General features: G+C 39.4%; 15 protein-coding genes. 12 read left to right on the forward strand and 3 right to left on the reverse strand.

Annotated features, from left to right (window positions below):
* Positions 1 to 167: 167 nt before the first annotated feature.
* The 7 genes from LC455_RS05585 (at position 168) to LC455_RS05615 (ending at position 9,014) form a co-directional block, all read left to right on the forward strand.
* A complete protein-coding gene (locus tag LC455_RS05585) occupies positions 168 to 821 on the forward strand; it encodes an HlyD family secretion protein (RefSeq protein ID WP_223588920.1) in 654 nt (217 codons plus the stop codon).
* Between the two features lie 8 nt (positions 822 to 829).
* On the forward strand, positions 830 to 2,686 hold the full coding sequence (locus LC455_RS05590) for a DHA2 family efflux MFS transporter permease subunit (protein ID WP_223588921.1): 1,857 nt from the start codon (positions 830 to 832) through the stop codon (positions 2,684 to 2,686).
* 79 nt (positions 2,687 to 2,765) lie between these two features.
* On the forward strand, positions 2,766 to 3,164 hold the full coding sequence (locus tag LC455_RS05595; RefSeq protein ID WP_223588923.1) for a DoxX family protein: 399 nt from the start codon (positions 2,766 to 2,768) through the stop codon (positions 3,162 to 3,164).
* Positions 3,165 to 3,499: 335 nt separating this feature from the next.
* On the forward strand, positions 3,500 to 4,408 hold the full coding sequence (locus LC455_RS05600; protein ID WP_223588925.1) for a LysR family transcriptional regulator: 909 nt from the start codon (positions 3,500 to 3,502) through the stop codon (positions 4,406 to 4,408).
* A gap of 209 nt (positions 4,409 to 4,617) precedes the next feature.
* Positions 4,618 to 5,811 carry a M20 family metallopeptidase gene (locus LC455_RS05605; protein WP_223588927.1) on the forward strand — a complete coding sequence of 398 codons (1,194 nt, stop codon included), beginning with the start codon at positions 4,618 to 4,620 and terminating at the stop codon, positions 5,809 to 5,811.
* A gap of 51 nt (positions 5,812 to 5,862) precedes the next feature.
* Positions 5,863 to 7,293: a YfcC family protein gene (locus LC455_RS05610; RefSeq protein WP_223588929.1), complete on the forward strand. Its 1,431-nt coding sequence runs from the start codon at positions 5,863 to 5,865 to the stop codon at positions 7,291 to 7,293.
* A 17-nt stretch (positions 7,294 to 7,310) separates the two neighbouring features.
* Positions 7,311 to 9,014 carry a M28 family peptidase gene (locus LC455_RS05615; protein WP_223588931.1) on the forward strand — a complete coding sequence of 568 codons (1,704 nt, stop codon included), beginning with the start codon at positions 7,311 to 7,313 and terminating at the stop codon, positions 9,012 to 9,014.
* Positions 9,015 to 9,203: 189 nt separating this feature from the next.
* On the opposite strand, the gene LC455_RS05620 is transcribed toward LC455_RS05615, so the two are convergent.
* The 3 genes from LC455_RS05620 to LC455_RS05630 all read right to left on the reverse strand — a co-directional run bounded on the left by LC455_RS05620 (position 9,204) and on the right by LC455_RS05630 (position 13,911).
* Positions 9,204 to 10,733: an APC family permease gene (locus LC455_RS05620; protein ID WP_223588933.1), complete on the reverse strand. Its 1,530-nt coding sequence runs from the start codon at positions 10,731 to 10,733 to the stop codon at positions 9,204 to 9,206.
* 668 nt (positions 10,734 to 11,401) lie between these two features.
* Positions 11,402 to 12,304 (reverse strand): DMT family transporter, encoded by a 903-nt coding sequence (locus LC455_RS05625; protein ID WP_223588935.1) that lies wholly within the window; start codon positions 12,302 to 12,304, stop codon positions 11,402 to 11,404.
* Positions 12,305 to 12,531: 227 nt separating this feature from the next.
* A complete protein-coding gene (locus LC455_RS05630; protein WP_223588936.1) occupies positions 12,532 to 13,911 on the reverse strand; it encodes a M28 family peptidase in 1,380 nt (459 codons plus the stop codon).
* Positions 13,912 to 14,065: 154 nt separating this feature from the next.
* Here LC455_RS05630 and LC455_RS05635 point away from each other — a divergent pair, with 154 nt between their 5' ends.
* The 5 genes from LC455_RS05635 (at position 14,066) to LC455_RS05655 (ending at position 19,528) form a co-directional block, all read left to right on the forward strand.
* Positions 14,066 to 14,302: a hypothetical protein gene (locus LC455_RS05635; RefSeq protein WP_223588938.1), complete on the forward strand. Its 237-nt coding sequence runs from the start codon at positions 14,066 to 14,068 to the stop codon at positions 14,300 to 14,302.
* 222 nt (positions 14,303 to 14,524) lie between these two features.
* The gene (locus LC455_RS05640) at positions 14,525 to 15,625 is read left to right on the forward strand and encodes a glycerophosphodiester phosphodiesterase family protein (protein ID WP_223588939.1); all 1,101 of its coding nucleotides are present in this window, start codon (positions 14,525 to 14,527) and stop codon (positions 15,623 to 15,625) included.
* 725 nt (positions 15,626 to 16,350) lie between these two features.
* Positions 16,351 to 16,878: a hypothetical protein gene (locus LC455_RS05645; protein WP_223588940.1), complete on the forward strand. Its 528-nt coding sequence runs from the start codon at positions 16,351 to 16,353 to the stop codon at positions 16,876 to 16,878.
* A 509-nt stretch (positions 16,879 to 17,387) separates the two neighbouring features.
* A complete protein-coding gene (locus tag LC455_RS05650; RefSeq protein WP_223588942.1) occupies positions 17,388 to 18,167 on the forward strand; it encodes a DeoR/GlpR family DNA-binding transcription regulator in 780 nt (259 codons plus the stop codon).
* Between the two features lie 392 nt (positions 18,168 to 18,559).
* Positions 18,560 to 19,528, forward strand: a complete 969-nt coding sequence (locus LC455_RS05655) for an ABC transporter substrate-binding protein (RefSeq protein ID WP_223588943.1) — start codon at positions 18,560 to 18,562, stop codon at positions 19,526 to 19,528.
* Positions 19,529 to 19,614 lie beyond the last annotated feature (86 nt).

Raw genomic sequence — 19,614 nt, forward strand, 5'->3', positions numbered from 1 at the left:
TTATTTATTGACGCTTAAGGATTCACTCTTTATAATTTATTCCTGAAAGTGCTGTGCCCTATACATGGGCAAAAGAAGGGAGACCGTGATAGGCGGACAAAAAAATGAAATGGAGATCACTAAACCGGATTCTTTAAACTATTCATCCATTTAAGGAGGAAAAATGAATGAGCACTAAAAAATTGCTATTATTGAACATAATTATTCTGCTTATATTAGTGGGTGGTGGTGTTGGAGGATATGCCTACTATAATGGAGCAGTAAATTATTTATCGACGGATAATGCCCAAATAGCAGGACAACAAGTAACGATTGCGGCTCCGGCTAATGGAAAATTGACTGATTGGAAAGGCAATCTCGGTGATCATTTTTCAAAGGATTCTAAAGTTGGGACCATCACAACAACAGATGAAAATGGAAAACCGATAGACATGAACGTGACGATGCCAACTGATGGAACAATTGTTCAAAGTAGTGGAGTCCAAAATTCATTTGTGGCTGCAGGAACACCATTAGCGAAAGAATATGATTTTAATAACCTTTGGGTTACAGCAAATATTGAGGAAACCAAAATTGATGAAGTGACAATCGGGCAGGATGTCGATATCTATGTGGATGCTTTTCCAAATAACACGTTAAAAGGAAAAGTACAGCAAATCGGTTTAGCGACGGCTGGAACATTTTCTCTGTTACCAAGTTCGAATAATACAGGGAACTACACCAAGGTGACTCAAGTAATCCCGGTAAAAGTTTCTATTGATGATAATAAAGGTGTAGCCATCGTTCCCGGTATGAACGTAACAGTACGGATTCATAAGTAGGTGATAGCATGTTAATTTATATCACTGTTTATGTTGTCATAGGCCTTTTGCTGCTGCTTTTAATAAATTTTACTATCATCAATAAAAAGAAGTCGCGTAGAGCACAAACAGAAAAGATGAATGAAGAGGTAATTGAGAAGGCTGCTTTCCCTGAGACTAATGATGAGGAGATTAAGCAAAATATATCTCAGATTGAAAACAAGGACATAAAGGCTGGAGAGATTACCTCGCAGGAAGTGCTGAAAGATTCTGAAGAAATAGAAGCAGAATTGGAATCTGCTCAGGAGGATGTTCAGCCGAAAGAAACCATGAAAAAGCAGAAAGAACCATCTGCTTCCGATGCTGAAAAGGAATCAGGAAACGGAAAAATTCTTGTGGCTTTAATGCTTGGTGCGTTTGTTGCCATACTGAATCAAACCTTACTGAATGTGGCGATTCCGCATATTATGAATGATTTGGGGATTTCAGCCAATACCGTACAATGGCTCTCCACCGGATATATGTTAGTAAACGGAATTGCGATTCCTATAACGGCCTTTTTAATAGAGAAGTTTGGAACAAGAAAACTGTTCATTAGCGCCATCTTTTTATTTACATTGGGTTCGGTAGTTTGTTCAGTGTCAGCAAACTTTAGTATGCTCATGATTGGAAGGGTCATTCAGGCTTGCGGTGCAGGTATTATTATGCCCCTTTTAATGACTGTATTTTTTGCAATATTCCCTCCGGAAAAACGCGGCAAGGCTATGGGGATTATGGGGATTGTCATGATATTTGCTCCTGCGATCGGTCCAACATTATCCGGGTGGCTCATTGGCCATTTTTCATGGCGGTTATTGTTTGATATTGTTATCCCAATCGGTGTACTTGATTTAATTCTTAGCTTCATGTGGATGAAGGACGTTACTAAAGTAACAAATCCTAAATTTGATTTCTCAGGATTTTTATTTTCAACCCTAGGTTTTGGGTTCTTGTTATACGGATTCAGTGAAGCGGGTAATGATGGCTGGTCCAGCAAAACAGTGGTTATCTCCTTAATCATAGGAATAATTTCTTTAATCTGTTTTGTTTGGCGCGAACTGACGGCAGAAAAGCCAATGCTTAATTTACGGGTCTTTAAATATGATATTTTCGCCTTAACAACCATTATCAGTATGATTGTTAACATGGCTATGTTTGGCGCTATGATCTTACTTCCGATTTATTTGCAAAACATTCGAGGGTATACAGCATTACAATCAGGTCTGTTGATGCTTCCAGGTGCCATCGTGATGGGCATAATGTCCCCTATCTCAGGAGCTCTTTTTGATAAAATCGGGGCAAGATGGCTAGCCGTTACTGGATTAGCGATTACTGTACTTACCACATGGGGATTTACCAGTCTGAGTATGACAACCAGTTATGGCCATATTCTGTTTTTATACGTGATGCGGATGTTTGGAATGTCTTTTATCATGATGACGGTCATGACAGAAGGATTGAATCAGTTACCACGCCATCTTGGTGCACATGGGACGGCTGCCTCCAATACAGCCAGGCAGGTAGCAGGAAGTATAGGGACTGCCTTCCTAGTTACAGTCATGACGACAAGACAAGGGTTCCATTATAGTGGGTATGGGGATGCAATCTCAAGTTCCAATTCTTTTATAGCCAGCAGTTTATCCCAGCTTGCTCAAGGTCTGTCAGCTTTCACGAACCTGCCGGTTTCAACAGGAAAAGAGCTTTCCACCTATTTAATTTACGGTCAAACCATGCAGCAAGCTACGATTGAAGGGATTAATGATGCCTTTATTGTTGCAACCGGAATCGCATTTGTAGCATTAGTTCTATCGTTCTTTATCAAACGGTCCCGGGTAAATCAACAGTAAAAAGTAGTAAGTTAAATGGGATATTTAGTTGTCCGGCTTTAATAATGTTGGGCTATCGTCTTTGAAAGAAGGGGTAGGAATGATTAGTTTAGGGCTCTTGATTATTCGATTGGCTGTCGGAATGACGTTCGTGGGTCATGGATGCCAAAAATTATTCGGCTGGTTTGGCGGTCCAGGTGTAGTCAAATTTGGTGAATATTTAGGGTCGATTGGTATCAGGACAGGCGGTAAGACATGGGCGATTTTAGCAGGATTATTCGAATTGGCTGGCGGACTGCTGTTTTCAGCGGGACTGTTCACCTGGCTAGGTGCAATCCTTATCATTATCGTTATGATTGATGCCATCTTCACCGTCCATGGCAAGAATGGCTTTTGGCTGACTGAAGGCGGATATGAATATAACTTTATTTTGATCGCTGTAGTCCTCGGGGTGGCGCTCATTGGACCGGGTGATTACGTATTAATGTATAAGCCATAAATGGCGTGCCACCTAGTGGTGCCTAAAAAATTCGATTTCTTTGGAAATCGAATTTTTTTGCATTGTTATACTCCAAATAACACACTTCAAAGTAGTTGGTAAAAATAGTTTACTATTTCTATATCGATTCAAAGTTTTTCGGGTCAGTCCCTAAAGCCTAATTGCTAGTGCCTGTCACCACCCGTGCTTTGTCGGATTCTTCGACATTATTCGAGAAGTGACAGGCACTATTTTTAAATTTCGAGAGAATATGGCACCACCTTGGTATCTAGTCAATATCGTCCTGCTATGTTTAAATAGAAGGGAATGTTAATGGAGGCAGGTGGTATAACCAAATGGATGAGAAGGATTGTTTGCTGTTGCAGTATTTACAAAAGGATCAAAATTTAACAAATGCAGCGGAGAGACTATTTATGACACAGCCAGCCTTAACGTATCGTATACGGCAAATTGAAAAGGAATTCCAGGTTGAGATCTTTTCTAAGAGCGGAAAGAATATAAAAATGACCCCTGCCGGTGAACATTTGGCTGAATATGCAAAAAGAATTCTGATCGATTTACGAAGGACCAAAGAATATCTAATGAATATGGGAAGTGAACTGACCGGCAGTTTAAAAATTGGGGTTAATAGTCACTTTGGATTGTATAATCTTCCATCCATTTTGAAGGATTATATGAATATGTTTCCGAAAGTTCAAATGAATGTAGATACAGGGTTCAGTACAGAAATTATGGATTTACTTTTGGATGGACAGATTGATATTGCCATCGTGAGAGGGGACTATAATTGGTCTGGTCAAAAATATCTCCTTAGCGAAGAAAATGTATGTATTATAGCCAATCAGCACATGGATTTAGAGGAACTGCCCCACATGCCGATGATAAACAGAAAAGAGCCAAAAGTTCTTCAAAAATATAAGACCAGTCCTTATAATCCATACGACCAAAGTATTGAATATTGGTGGAATGAAAGGTTTATAGAACCGCCTTTGATTACTATGCAAGTAGATAGCTACGAGACTTGCAGGGAGATGGTGAAAAAGGGACTTGGGTATTCCATCATACCGAGTGTCTTTTTAAAAGATAGTGACAAATTACGTCATTATAATTTAATTTTTAAAAATGGACAGGAAATAAAAAGAAGAACATGGATGTATTACAGAGAAGCATCGATGAGTTTGGCAACGGTATCAGAGTTTGTTTATTATATAAAAAAAATATCCGAACAGGAACTATTGAACTAAAAGAGAACACGTGATAGGTGATTCTCTTTTTTGTTTGAAAAAAAGCTTAATTAGAGTAAGTGCTAATAAATATTTAGTTCGTTGTATGTAAAATCTATAAAATTTTTTTATAAGGATCTAAAAAAAGCTTAATTTTACTTATTATTCGACTGAAAGTAGAATAGCAATAAGTTCAAGATTATTCTGAATATTTAAGGGGATGTATAATTGTGCAAGTCGAAATAGTCCAACAGAAAAAGGCACTTCTGGATGCTGTTGATTCCATGGATGCCGAATTACGCGAATTAGCATTAAAAATTCACCGGAATCCCGAGGTTAGCTTTCATGAGCATAAAGCCATGAACTGGTTGACAGAGCCATTAGAAAATGCTGGATTTACCGTTGAAAAAGGGATTGCCAATCTGGAAACCTCCTTCAGGGCAACATGGGAAGGGGAACATGGAGGTCCAACTATTGCTCTGATTGCTGAATATGATGCATTGGCGGGATTGGGGCATGGATGCGGCCACAATATCATCGGAACGTCTGCGGTAGGGGCAGCATTAGCGTTGAAGGATGCCATTCCAAATTTAAAGGGGAAAATCGTTGTTTTGGGTACTCCAGCAGAAGAAGTAGGCGGGGGAAAAATCTTAATGGTTGAAGAGGGAATTTTCAATCACGTTGATGTGGCGATGATATGTCATCCGCATAAGAGTACTATGGTTTTACGTGGGGGATTGGCCTGCGTGGACGCTGCCTTTAAATATTACGGAAAGGCTACACACGCTGCTGCCAGCCCAGAAAAAGGCATCAGTGCATTGGATGCAGTCATCAATACCTTTGTTGCTGTCAACTCCTTACGTCAGTTTTTCAATGACGATGTCAGAATTCATGGCATTATAACAAAGGGCGGTGAAGCTACGAATGTAGTACCAGCCTACTGTGAAGCTGAATTTTTATTAAGAGCAGAGACAGTCGAACAATTGGAGATTGTTCGTGAAAAGGTGTATAGAGCGGCACGATCTTCGGCAGAAGCCGTCGGTGCAAAAATAGAAATAGAGGAGGGCTTGGTTTACGCCGAACGAAACAACAACAAAGCGCTCGCCTTTTTATTTAAAGATAATTTGGAACTTTTGGGTGAAGAAGTATGCGAGCCTCCAAAAAAGGGCGGTATTGGTTCTTCTGATATTGGAAATGTTGGACAGATGACCGCTACCATTCATCCTTACATCAAAATTACGGATACAGCGAATACTCATACTCCTGAATTTGTAGAGGCAGCCTGTTCTGAAAAAGGGATGGCAGGTTTAAATAAAGCGGCAAAGGCGTTAGCGATGACGACTTATGATGTGTGTACAAATGACGGTTACCTTCAAGCCATTCGCAGTGAATTTGAAGAGTGGAAAAGAAATAAACAACAATAAGAGTTTGAAAAAGATTGGTTTTTCCAAATAAACGGTAAAGGGTGAAAGAAAGTGAAATTAAATAAAACAGCCCCATATGTAACAGTTGAAAAGCCTATGTCAAAATTTTTAAAAATGCCACACACCTATGTCATCATTTTAAGTATGGTGTTAATTGCAGCTCTACTCACATATTTACTGCCAGCAGGTGAATTTGATCGAGTGGAAAACAAGAGCACTGGAAATACCGTTGTAGTTCAGGATTCCTATCATCAGGTAGATCAAAATCCTGTCAGTCTTATTGCTATTCCTTTAGCGATTGTCAATGGGCTGGTTGACGCAGCTGATACGGTCTTTTTTATCTTTATTGTCGGTGGTGTCTTCCAAATCATTAATTCTACTGGAACAATCGAAGCTGTGGCAGCAAGGGTTGGAAAGACCTTTATGAACCGCGGCCTTCTCATCATTCCGATTTTCTTATCCATCTTTTCAGTCGGTGGGTTTACTATCGGGATGTCAGCAGAGGTTATGGCGTTTGTGCCGATCGGAATTGCCATTGCGAGAGCGTTAGGTTATGATGCCATGACTGGAACGGCCATGGTGATGCTCGGTGCTGCAGTTGGTTTTACGGCAGGATTACTTAATCCATTTAACGTTGGTATCGCACAATCAATCGCTGAAATTCCTATGTTTTCAGGGATGTGGTTACGTGCCATTATCTTAGTAGTTCTATTAGTTGTCACGAGTCTTTATATTATTCGTTATGCGAAAAAGATAAAAAAAGATCCAGCCAAAAGTATAGTCTTCGATCTTGAAAAAGAAGAAGGACACGAGACTGTTAGTATGATTTCCTTGCCGTCCATGAAGGTGACTCATTATTTAACGATTATCACCGTGTTAGCCGGGTTTGGTCTATTAATTTGGGGGGTATCAGAAAAAGGCTGGTGGATGCAGGAACTGGCTGCCTTTTTCCTCGCTTTAGGAATTATTGTTGGTTTCTTATCAAAATATGGTCCTAGTAAAATTGCAAGTGAATTTGTAGCGGGAGCGAAAGCCATTACATTTGGTGCCTTCATTGTAGGATTAGCAAAAGGGATAGTGGTCGTGTTAGAGCAAGGACATGTCATTGATTCCGTTGTCAATGGGCTTGCGTTGATGGTTGACCATTTGCCAGGTTTTGTTCAAGTACTGGGTATGTACTTTTTCCAAACCATTATGAATGTCTTTATTACTTCGGGAACGGGACTCGCCGCAACGACTATGCCAATAATGGTTCCATTATCTGATTTGATAGATGTCACCAGACAAACGGCTGTTCTCGCATATCAGCTCGGGGACGGACTATCCAATTGTGTCCTGCCTACCTCAGCAATGTTAATGGGAAGCTTGGCCGTTTCTAAGATAAAATATCAAGAATGGGTAAAGTTTTTCTGGCCTTTATTGTTAATGTGGGTTGTCATCGGTGCTTTTTTTGTCATCGTGGCAGATATTATTCATTATTAATAGAAGGATGAGTGCCATTGAATACTCAATCTACTAAATATTCAAAGTTACTAGATTTGATTGATAAAAATCTTTTATATCAGCATGTGAAGACTCTTTCCCAATGGGCACGGTTAACCGGGGAAGAAGGGGCGGAAAAAGCAGTTGATTATATTGTAGAAACATTGCAAAGGCATCATATTCAACATAACCGTAACCAATTCGATGGGTATTTCAGTGACCCCGTCGATGGGCAAGTGTCCGTAATCGCGCCTAATCACCTGGATATTCGTGCAAAAACAAGATCGTTTGGATATCATCTTCCACAAGGGATCAAGGGGAATGTCATATACGACTGCGATAGTGAAAAGAATCGAAGTGTCAGTGGACCAGCAGATCGTTTCGAAAATATGAAAGATAAAATTGTTGTCAGCTGGAACTACTATGAGGATTATGTGAAAAAAATTGAAAGTGCTGGAGCTATAGGCCTTATTCATATTTGGCCATCTAAAGAAGAGGCTATCCATGAAGAAACCGTTGGGACTGTTTGGGGCACTCCGACCATTGAAAACATCGATCAACTCACGAAAATTCCTGTTGTTGGAATTAACTATTATGATGGAATGAAGCTGCTCGAACTTACGCGGAAAGATTCCGTTATGGTTGTTTTGAAAACTGAGGTTAAAAATGGAATCAAACGTGTCAGTCTTCCGGTTGCTGATATACCAGGTGAAATGGACGAGTACATCCTCATTTCCGGTCATTATGATTCCTGGCATAAAGGGGCAACAGATAATGCGACTGCAAACGCTCTCATGCTGGAATTGGCACGGATATTTTCTAACAAGCCACGTAAACGAGGGATCAAAATTGCCTGGTGGCCTGGACATTCAAATGGCCGGTATGCAGGATCTGCTTGGTATTGTGATCAATTTTGGCAAGAAATCAATGAGCGATGCGTGGCTCATATTAATATTGACTTCCCAGGTACAAAGGGAAATGTACATGTGGTTCCAAGATCTACATCTCTTGAGAATGCCCAGTTTCTAAAGGATATTATCGCTGCCTATACAGAAAAAGAGCCATCTCGTTTTGATTATCTTCCTCGAGGGGCGGACCAATCCTTTTGGGGGACGAATATTCCTATCCATCTTATGCTTAAATATGAACCCATCGAAAAGGAAAAGATTTATCAGACCCCTGGCGGCAACTGGTGGTGGCACACAGAAGACGACCTGTTGGATAAGGTGGATTTTGATTTGTTGTTTAGAGACACAGGGATACATTTGGGGCTTGTTGATAAGTTAGCGAATGTAAATATCCTGCCGATCAACCTCATTGATTTTATTTCAGACAGCAGAAAGATTATGAATGAACTGGACAAAAGTTCAGATGAGGCCTTCGATTTTACCATTGTTTATCAGGCTTTTGAGGAATTAACAGAGGTAACCCGAGAGCTGTCAGGAAAAGAAGTTCTGGATGTCGATAGGTACAATAAACTATTGAAAAAGATTGGCGGAACATTAAATAGGCTTAAATTTTCCTATTCAAGTAAATATGGTTACGATAATACCTTTCCGTTTCAACCGTACCCTGGCTTAGCAAAGGTGAAAGACAAGAATCGCAGCAATACACCGCCTGATGAATTTCTTTTCACATTAACCTTTTTCGTTAGACAACGAAATCGGGTAGTAAATGAGATAAAGGAAATCATTAAGGAAATGAAGAGGTACTTAGACTAGTCCAAGGGGACGGTTCTGGTGGTCTTTAAACCATGAGAACCGTCCCTGTGGTCTTTTTAAGCTGCATCTATTATTGCAATTACTTAATAGCATAAGTGCCTGTTACTTCCCGTATTCTATCGAATTCTTCGACATTTTTCGGGACGTGACAGGCACTGCAACTCGCTCTAATATGAGTTTGTAACAAACCTACATTGGCCTGTCATTGTTTTGATGGGAGATATATTTTTTGGGTATCGCATCATTATACGGCATTTCGCTATGTCCGTGGCTGCGATGAATCATCATATACAGTAAACCGGCAGCGACAACTACGATTCCCGAAACGAGAACGATATAGTTATCATACCAAGCTGCATCTGGCGTTCTTGGCCAGCACATGTTGATCATGGCAATTATTCCATAGACAAGAGCACCAATATTGATAGGCAGTCCCCACTTGCCCAATTGGTACTTGCCACTTGGCTTCCATCCTTTTAGTCTAGCTCGAAGTGCAGCAAGGACTACCATTTGGAATCCAATATAAATTCCAAGCGACGCAAAACTGATGATCTTTGTGAGCGCGTCTGTAGACACTTTTGAGCCTAGAACAATAATAGCTGGAACAATAGCTGCGAGTAGCAGCGAATAAGGTGGAATGTGACGAGCAGGTGAAAACTTTTTTAAGTATCGGCTTCCTACAATCATGTCATCACGCCCATAAGAATAGGCAAGTCTGCTGGCTGCTGCCTGTAAACTTATTGCACATGAAAGGAATGAAATCAATACAATACCCATTACGATCTTTGCACCAACATTACCAAATGCATTCGTTAATATTGTGTCAACTGGCGTAACGTCTTTACCAGCGATAACTGCCGGAATATCAGCAATGGAAAGTACTAAAGCAAGGCTAACAAAAACTGCGGCAGCACCACCAATGTAAATCGTCCTGCGCATTGCCTTTGGGATCAGAGCACCTGGATTGGGTACTTCTTCCGCAACATCACCACAAGCTTCGAACCCAAAATATAGAAAAATTCCGATTAATCCAGCTCCAGCAAATGCATAAAAGTAGCTATGGCCGCCTTGGGCACCAAAAGAATCAAAGAGCACATCAAGACCGTGATGTCTTTGAGTAAAAAGCAGCCAAAAACCAACTGCAAGCGCGCCAATAATCTCAGCCGTAAAACCAATTACTGCTGCAGCTGCGAGAACCTTTGTGCCCAGGAAATTGATGATTGTCGATAGTGTAAGAATGACTATGGCACAAAGAATGATGGAGTCCACTGAAACTTCGAAACCCAAAACCTCTGCCAGAAAAGGTCCAGCTCCATATACAACACTGGCAATCGTAACAAACAAAGCTATTAAGTAAACCCAGCCAGTCATCCACGCATACTTTCGCCCCCATAATCTACGGGCCCAAGGATAAACTCCTCCTGCAACAGGGAATTGTGCAACAATCTCACTAAAGACAAGTGCGACTAGTAATTGTCCGAGACCACAGATGATAAGACACCAAATCATGGGCGGGCCGCCTTGAGCAAGTGCGTATGCAAATAATGTGTACACACCTACTACAGGAGAAAGGTAGGTGAACCCAAGCGAAAAGTTTGCCCATGGACTCATGTCGCGACGAAATTCTGATTCATATCCAAGCGATGCCAGATGGGCAGCATCACTATCATGAAGTTCTGATGCAGATGTGTCCATTTTTTTGTTAGGATGTTCTTGCATGTTTTTAAGCCCCCTTAAAATAGAAAATAGTTACATTCTCTTACATGCAAATATCGTGCCGGTATATAGAATAATAGGAATATTCAGAAAAAATAAAAGGAAACTTCACTAGTAATCTTCCGTTTTGAAATTTTGCTTTGTAGTAACTATAGGATGGGGAGATAGGGGAATAGATGCTTTTTATTCTTTTCTGCATAAGTTATTCATAACTTCATAAGAACCGGCTCTTTTTTTAATTGGAATTCTAGGAAATGAGTATTTAAATAAAAGGAAATAGAAAAAATAAAAATCTACAAAGATATGAAAAGGGCTGGAATCGCTACATAGACGTTCCTAGGCTCAAGAAATGACAGAGCGATTAGGATTAAAAAATCTTGCTCAAGTCTATACCATTGCCAAGTATACAAAGGAATCTCACCTCGAATTTTCACAAACAGTGCTGAAATACTTGGAGAAGCAGAATTTTATGGTTAATGAGTGATTCCAACCGTAATAAAAGGACCGGCGACAAAAATCTTATTGTCTACTTCGTATGGAAATTGATGAATTACCTTCTGTTGCCTTTTCATAAAATGTACAAAAAAAGATAGATAGAGCATTTATTCTGCTCATCTATCCTTTTTAGTACTGACATTAAAATGTGACCCATTAAAACGACTTATTAAATATTAAACTCCCATTTTCCCATGAATAACAACCTGGTCAGCAGCCTGCTTTTGCTTCTTGTTTACAAGATAGATACTGGCCACGATCAGAACAATTCCTAAGAATAGTAGTTTGGTAAAGGGTTCATTTAATAATACAGTCCCGATGATAACTGCGAGCATTGGAACTAAGAATGTAAATGTTGCCACAACACTGGCATCTCCTGTTTTCACAAGTATAACGTAGAGAATCCATGATAACGCAATCCCTAGAATCGTGCCAAAGGAAAGACCCCATATAAACGTATCATTCCAAACAATACTGGACCAATTCTCAGACGAAAGTCCGGCTATCATCAAAACACATCCCCCAATTAAACACTGGAATGCTACCATCCAAAGAGAATCAACCGAGTGAGAATTTTTTTTGGTGTAAACTGTACCTAATGCCCAGGATAGAGCGGATAATATGCCGAGAATAATACCGAAAATGGAAACATGGCCGGAAAATCCTTCTGCGCTTACCGAAATGACTCCAAGAAATCCTAAAATAAGTCCCAATACTTTAGGAAGGGTCATTGATTCACCTAACCATAGCCATGCAAGCAGACCTACTAAAATAGGTTGAAAATAGACAATGACTGAGAATAAGCCAGATGGTACTAATTTAAGCCCCACAGTCTGCAGCCCATAGAATAAAGCAATATTTAAAGTGCCGGTTACGACATATATTTTCCAATTCTTTCGCCATTGAATGCGGGTACGTGTTTTCCAAATGACCGCACCTAGGATCACGCCGCCAAACAGACACCTCATCCCGGCAAAAAGTAAAGGAGGTGTATACACTAATGCAACTTTATAAATTGGCCAAGAAACACTCCAAATCATAATTAAGCATGCCATCATTAAAAACCATTTTAATTTCATCAGCTCTCTCCTCCCTCAGTTTAATTTTTGAACTAATTGCTGGCTCATAGACCTTAGATTATTGAGCCTAACATCTATTTTTCTATAAAAAACTAACTTAAATAGAATACGCCCCTATGTAAAAAATTTCAATTAAGAAATCTTGGATAAAAATCTGGAAGGTGTTTTACGCCCATAGAAAAAACGCTTGAATCTTTTTTTGATTCAAGCGTTTTTCTACTTTTTTATTAATCTACTGGACGGTTTTCAAATTCGTAGTTTACTGTTGCAGGAGCCACATGTGATCGATCAAGAGCTGGTGTATCCGGGCGAACAATTTGATAGGCTGATGCTCCAACGATTGAGGCAGCTTGTTGCAGCTTTTCCTTGCTGATATGTTCAATCGTATCTGTTGGCTGGTGATACTGAGGTTCAACAGGTGAATGAATAAATAGAGCAGAAGGAATGCCCACATCATGGAATGGCTGATGGTCACTTCTTCCTAATTGGCCATACGGCAGCGCCACATCAAACATTCTAGATCCGGATGCCGCTCCTAAGTCCGTTACAAGATTCTTTTTACCGTCAATTGTATACATGATCAGTCCACCTAATGGATGATCTTCTCCTGCTTCTGCCCCGCCAATCATATCCATTTGGAAGTGGGCAACCATGCGGTCTATATCACTTTGTGGAAGTTGTGAAACGTAGAAAGACGAGCCCACCATCCCTCTTTCTTCAGAACCGAATGTAAGGAAGCGGACTTCGGTATCAATCGGAGTATTCACAAAAATTCTTGCAAGCTCCAATACCGCTGAAACTCCGGAAGCATCATCATTTGCACCAGGTCCAAGATGAACAGAGTCATGGTGTGCACCAATCGTTACAATTTGGCCTGTGTCCTTGTTCTTGTTTGGCTTTAATTTAGCTTCAACAACATAAGAAGTTTTCTCGATTTTTTGGATATCGACATCTAGTGTGGCTTTTACAGAGCCGTTCTTTAATCTTTCCACTAGATTTAGGCCTTGTGCTTGTGAAATAGCTACAGCAGGAACTTCTCCATTTGCTTTTCCAAAGTTATTACCATTAGCATTGCTGTTATACATGAGTACTCCAACTGCACCTTTAGCAACTACATTTTGCACTTTTTCAACAAATGTTATATCTCCCCGCTCAACCAAGGCAATTTTACCTGCTACATCATCGGGAACCGTGCCAGCTAATGCTTTTCCAACATTAACGAGCTCAGCCGTTACATTCCCGCTTGCACTGCCGCTAAAGGCATGGCCATTTAAATTAACTCCGTCAACTTCAGCTACTTCACGGTTTGTCTTATAATCATAGATTGGGAACGGTATTCTTTTAGTTTCGAGTCCTAGGCTCTTAAACTGGCCTTCTATGTACTCAACCCCACGAACCTCTCCCTCGGTACCCGCTTCCCTAGGCACTGCCGAAAGATACTTAATCGTATTGTACATATTGTCTACGTTGATTTTTTTGATAACCTTGTTGTCAAAAGCTGTGTCTGATTGTGCATTTTGGGCACCATTTGCCTGAGCATACACCACCCCTGATGATAAAATCATGCTTGCAGCTAGGACCGTGATAATCGATTTACGACGAAACATGAAACTCCCCCTTTGAAAAAGTGATACTCTATCATTATTCCAATTTTGGTAAATATAGTAAATAGGGACAAAATCCTAGAGGTTCCCTTAAAATCCCTAAATGGCATTGATCCTCCATGTGGACCCAGGTAATCAAGAGTCTATTAAGGGGAAAATGATTCAAAAAGAAATTCAAGAACTCTTACATTTTGAAATCAAAGAAATGAGAAGTTTTGCATTAAAAAAACATGAGGTTTTTATTCCATTTGAAGTTATTGACACTAAAGAAAAAATAGAACTATTAAAAGATTTTGTTCGAAAGCAGTATATGATTTTATTAAGTCGATCAATAGAAGCAGGCAGAGTCATGGATGAAGAAAGTTTTGTGGCTAGGAAAAAAAGCAACAGGTAGCATAGGACTAGCTCTACACCGATGCCTTATCCACGGCGAAGATATTTTGAAGTTTGACTTCCTGCTAAAAACCTTATTGCTAGATTCATATAACTATTCAAGTCAAAAGAACTGTGATAATTTTCTTATTTTTCTTTACTATATCTTTTCATATACATCATCAGGGATTTACATAATCCTACTATACTTATAGAGTAATAAATTTTATAAGGGGATGAGAATATGAAAAAGAAAAAGTTTGTTCTTGCAACGATGGCCGCCCTTATGGTGTGTACAGGTGCAGGCCAATTATCAGCACAATCAGCCTCGGCTGCTGAGAATAAGTTCTTGTCAGAAGATTTGAAGAGCTTCGGTCCGAAAGGGTTTGATCTTGAGGCGCACCGTGGTGGAATCGGCCTTACAAGTGAGTCCACAATCGCGTCGTTTTCTCGAGCCCTCGAAGTTGGTGTAAGCACACTTGAGATGGACGTGCAGATCACTAAGGATCACCAAGCCGTTATCACACATGACCGTAAGATTTCGGGCGATAAGTGCCTGGATACAAGCCCAGCATTCCCTGGTGACACTGAATATCCCTACGTCGGCAAATATATTAAGGACCTCACACTGGCCCAAGTGCGTACACTGGATTGTGGCTCTCTAAAGCTGTCACAATTCCCAGGCCAGAACTTGAGCCCCGGCGCAAGGATGCCAATGCTAAGCGAGATTTTTGACCTAGTTAAGCGTTATCACGCGAACAAGGTGTGGATGAACATCGAGACGAAGGTAGAGGCCGGCGCACCAGAACAGACTGCTCCACGTGAAGAATTCGTGCAGATTGTTGCCCGAGAGGTTCGCGAAGCCGGAATGATCAACCGGGTGTCCATTCAAAGCTTCGACTGGGGATCGCTCATGCGCATGCACGAGGTCGAGCCGCACTTGCCCCTCGTCGCACTGACCAACGGCCCGCAGTTCCTGCAGCCTGGGCAAGCTGGAGCATCTCCTTGGTTGGGTGGCATTGATATCGACGACTTCGGAGGTGACCTTGTGGCGGCAGCTCACTCTTTTGGTGCAGACGCCATCTCACCTGTACATGGTTTCCCACAGAATGGTAAAGTCACCGATGCAGACTATCAGCCATACGTAACGAAGGACATGGTGCAGGAAGCGCACAAGAATGGTATGAAGGTGATACCGTGGACAATCGACGACGAGCCGACCATGGAAAAACTTATGGATGACGGCGTTGACGGAATCATCACCGACTACCCGGACCGACTGCGTGCAGTTATGGAGCAGCGAGGACTAGAGCTGCCAAAGAGCTACGCAGCTCCTAAGAAGTAAGAAACTAGATAAGTGACATTCAAACACAAATAATTTAACATTCCTTTGACTGACAAAATTTTTGCCTGCCAACTATGTAATATTCCAGTTGAATATGATCCATGCACTATTTATATATTGATTTTGAAGCCAAAAGGACAGGTGGAAAAACTACTATTTTCTTTGAAATTTCAAATTGATTCAACCAAATTTTCGAGGAAGACGACTATATATCTTTTATCTTTGTAGTAGTCTCTGTAGTAATCTCTGGTATTGTCTGGTCAAATTGACCACATGTTAGCTAGCCAGATTGACCAGTACAATTGGCCAGATTGACCGGTACAGTTGGTCAGAATGCCAAGCAAAGTTGGTTAGTTTGAATTAATAAAAATATGTTGTTAATACAGTTTTTTATCGATTCTATACCTTTTTGTTCACGAAATTGTTAAAAAATATTTAGTAATATTTTGTGAAATACAAACTAGAAAAAGAAAAATAGTTGGGAAAGTGTAAAAAATGCCCTGAATTCAAAAGTTCCGGGCATTTTTTGCTTTGACGTTTTTGATGAGTGTTAATAACACTAATATTAATGTATTATTAAATTAGCTGGCGAACGGTGACAGACACTGCTCGCCAGCTAATTTTTATTGATAACCTTTGTTCCGCATATTAAATCATGCAATCCCCTTTTTGGAAACTCAACATTTCTCGAGGAATCGAAACAAGAAGATAGATACCATAGTACCATGAGAAGAGAAATGACCAAGCTCAATTCAGACATTACTTCACTTACCTTTTATCCTCAGTTATCTTCAGCAGATCCAAAGGTACAACAGCTTTTGAATATTAAATCTTTCACCTTAAAAAGCACACGGTTCAATTTAGGCTTGCAGGTAAATGATGTTACTCAAAAAGGTGGAAAATTGGTAATAGATTATCAACTTACAGGGCTTCCGAAGAACCTGAGTAAAGGTAAACTTGAAACAATTAATCATAATTTGGAATACCTTTTCTGGTTGGTTGATAAGGAATATTTAACCAAGATTGACCCAGAAAATCCATGGCCTCCTAAAAACCACGGTATTCCCTTTAATAAAGTAAAAATGATTGATAAGGCATCAGCACACTTCCAATCTACTTTTGACTTATACGGAGAAGAAAGGATTGAGAATTTTAAGCTGGAAAATACAATGTTGCTATTTGATTTTTCAAGCTTTGTTCCAACTAAGGAATTAAAACCATTTACTGTTGAACTTCCAGTCGAGAATGAATAAACCCGCCAGCATCTCGTGTGTTGTCAATTACAGTCCACACACGTTGAGTGCGTCTCGGCTATGATTTTAAAAGAAGAAGCAGGAACAACGAAAGGGGGTTTCCTGCTTCTATTCAATTTTGGGACCACAAACTAGGAGTTACTCCCTAAATGGAGAAACTCCTTTTTCCCATTTAGTTTTATTTTAGAATTTATACTTCAATTTTTCTTTTTCAAAACTACTACTTTCATTTCTCTCAAATCAATACCATTCGAAGCACTTACTTGTGTTTACTTCTAAGTTTTACTTAGTTAGAGTGTTCCCCTAATAAATAATAAATATAGTCTAACTTATTCTAATCTTCGAAAAGCAATAGTTTTTTGTTTTAATTTATTAATTTTAAATTTTTAAATTATTCTAAAATTAATATTGTAAATTGGTAAAATAGCACATATAATCAAAAATGAGCATAAACAATCAAATTCATTCAAAAGTGAGCTAAAACGGTCAAGATTTGCATTTCAAATGAAATGGAGGGAAACGATTCTGTGTACGGTATAGAAAGAAAGTCGGCCATATTAGAGTTACTAAACAAGAATTCTAGAGTAGATGTACAAGAATTAAGTCAACACTTCGACTTGTCCGAATCAACAATACGTAGGGACTTAAAGGAACTAGAGGAAGCACAATTGTTAAAAAGAACGCATGGTGGGGCTGTCTGGTTCAAAAGTGTGACCTTCGAACCAACTTACATTGAGAAAGAAGTGCAGTTTCAAAAAGAGAAAAGGGCTATTGCAAAGGAAGCGGCTAAACTTATTGAGAACGGGGAAAGTATCTTGCTCGATTCGGGTACGACAACTTATTATCTTGCTCAAGAACTAAGAAACTTTTCGAGCTTACAGGTGGTTACCAATTCAATATTATGTGCCAACGAATTAAAGGATATATCTGGAATTGAAGTCTTATTATGTGGTGGTTCTCTGCGTTCAGAAACACTAGCGTTGGTAGGTCCTTTGGCTGAATCCAGCTTTAATCAAATTTGTGTAGACAAATCGTTTATTGCTACGAATGGCGTTGATGTAGAAAATGGCTTAACCACCCCAAATTTAATTGAGGCATCAACAAAAAAGAAGATGATTGATTGTGCGGAAAAGGTTATTCTCATTACCGATCATACCAAAATAGGTCAAGTAAGCTTTGCGAAGTTTGCGGATATTCATGAGATAAATTATTTAATAACCGATAGTGCTGCACAAAAGACCGTACTTAACCGCATTGAGGAATCAGGAATTTCTGTTCGCGTAGTCTGACTTTTCCCCCATAGGTAAGGATCTAATATAAAGATAAAAGCAAAAAACGAAGGCGTTTAAATGAAAACGTTTTAAAAAGTATCCACATCATTTTTAGGAGGTGATGCTTATTGAGTTGTGAAAATAATAGAAGAGATTCTAATCGTTTTAATTAACTTGTTCTTTGAGGGAGAAAAATGAAAGAATCACACAAAAAAAGGTTACGATTCAGGGCAACCACGACCAAATGGAAAAAAGCCCAAAATCATAACCCTGCTTGAGTATATCTAAAATTAATACTAATTTTAGCACTCATTTTTATACTACGGTATTACAGATTTTTTTACAAGGATAGTGTTTTGCTAGAAGTATCTATTACTTTACAAAACTATATTTAGGAGGAATTACAAACCATGAAAAACTTTAAAATTTTTAACATAGTATTATTAATTTTAACTTTATGCTTTTTAGGTGCCTGCAGCAATAATGAAAGCGCTTCTAATACAGGTAAAACAAATGACAAGTCTAAAACTGAAAAAAAGCTAAAGATTGGTTTAACAGTTCCAAATTTAAGTAATCCATTCTTTGTAGCGATGTCTAAAGGGGCTAAAGAAGTTGCTTCTAAGTATAATGCTGAAGTAACGACTGTAAGTGCGGATCAAGATCTTGCTAAACAAACTGCACAAATTGAAGACTTTATTACAAAAAAAGTTGATTTAATATTATTAAGCCCATTTGATTCTGCTGGTATTGCCGGTGCAGTTAGTGAAGCAAAAGCAGCAGGTATTCCGGTTGTTGCTCTTGATGGATATGCAGAAGGTGGCATTGACTCAGTGGTTATGTCTGATAATGTTCAAGCAGGTAAATTAGCTGCGGAGTACCTGGTAAAACAACTTAATGGAAAAGGTAATATTGTCATTATTGATGGACCTCCTGTTTCAGCAGTGACAGACCGAATTAAAGGTTTTAACGAAGTAATTAAAAAATATCCAGATATCAAGGTTGTTGCTAAACAAAATGGTGAGGGTAATCGTGAAAAGGCTCTTACCGTAATGGAAGGTACACTAACAGCAAACAAAAAAATCGATGCAGTATTTACAATAAATGATGAAGAGGCTGTTGGAGTACAAATTGCTCAAAAACAAGCTAGTAGACAAAATGAATTCTTTGTCGTAAGTGTTGACGGTGCGCCTTCTGCAGTTGATGCGCTGAAAAAAGGCGGAAGCTTTGCTGGTACTTCAGCACAATTCCCGAATCAAATGGTTATTGATGGCGTTGCCTTAGCATTAAAAATCATTGATGGAAAGAAAGTTGATTCAAAAGTTCTTATTCCAACTAAATTTATCACTAAGGATAATGTTGATTCATATAGTGGCTGGTAATTAATTTTCCCTCTAGTGAAGGTAAGATATGGTGCTCTATCAGGAGCACTATATTTATATCCTATTAAAATATGACTTAAAAAGAG

It is taken from the genome of Neobacillus bataviensis (genome assembly GCF_019969725.1).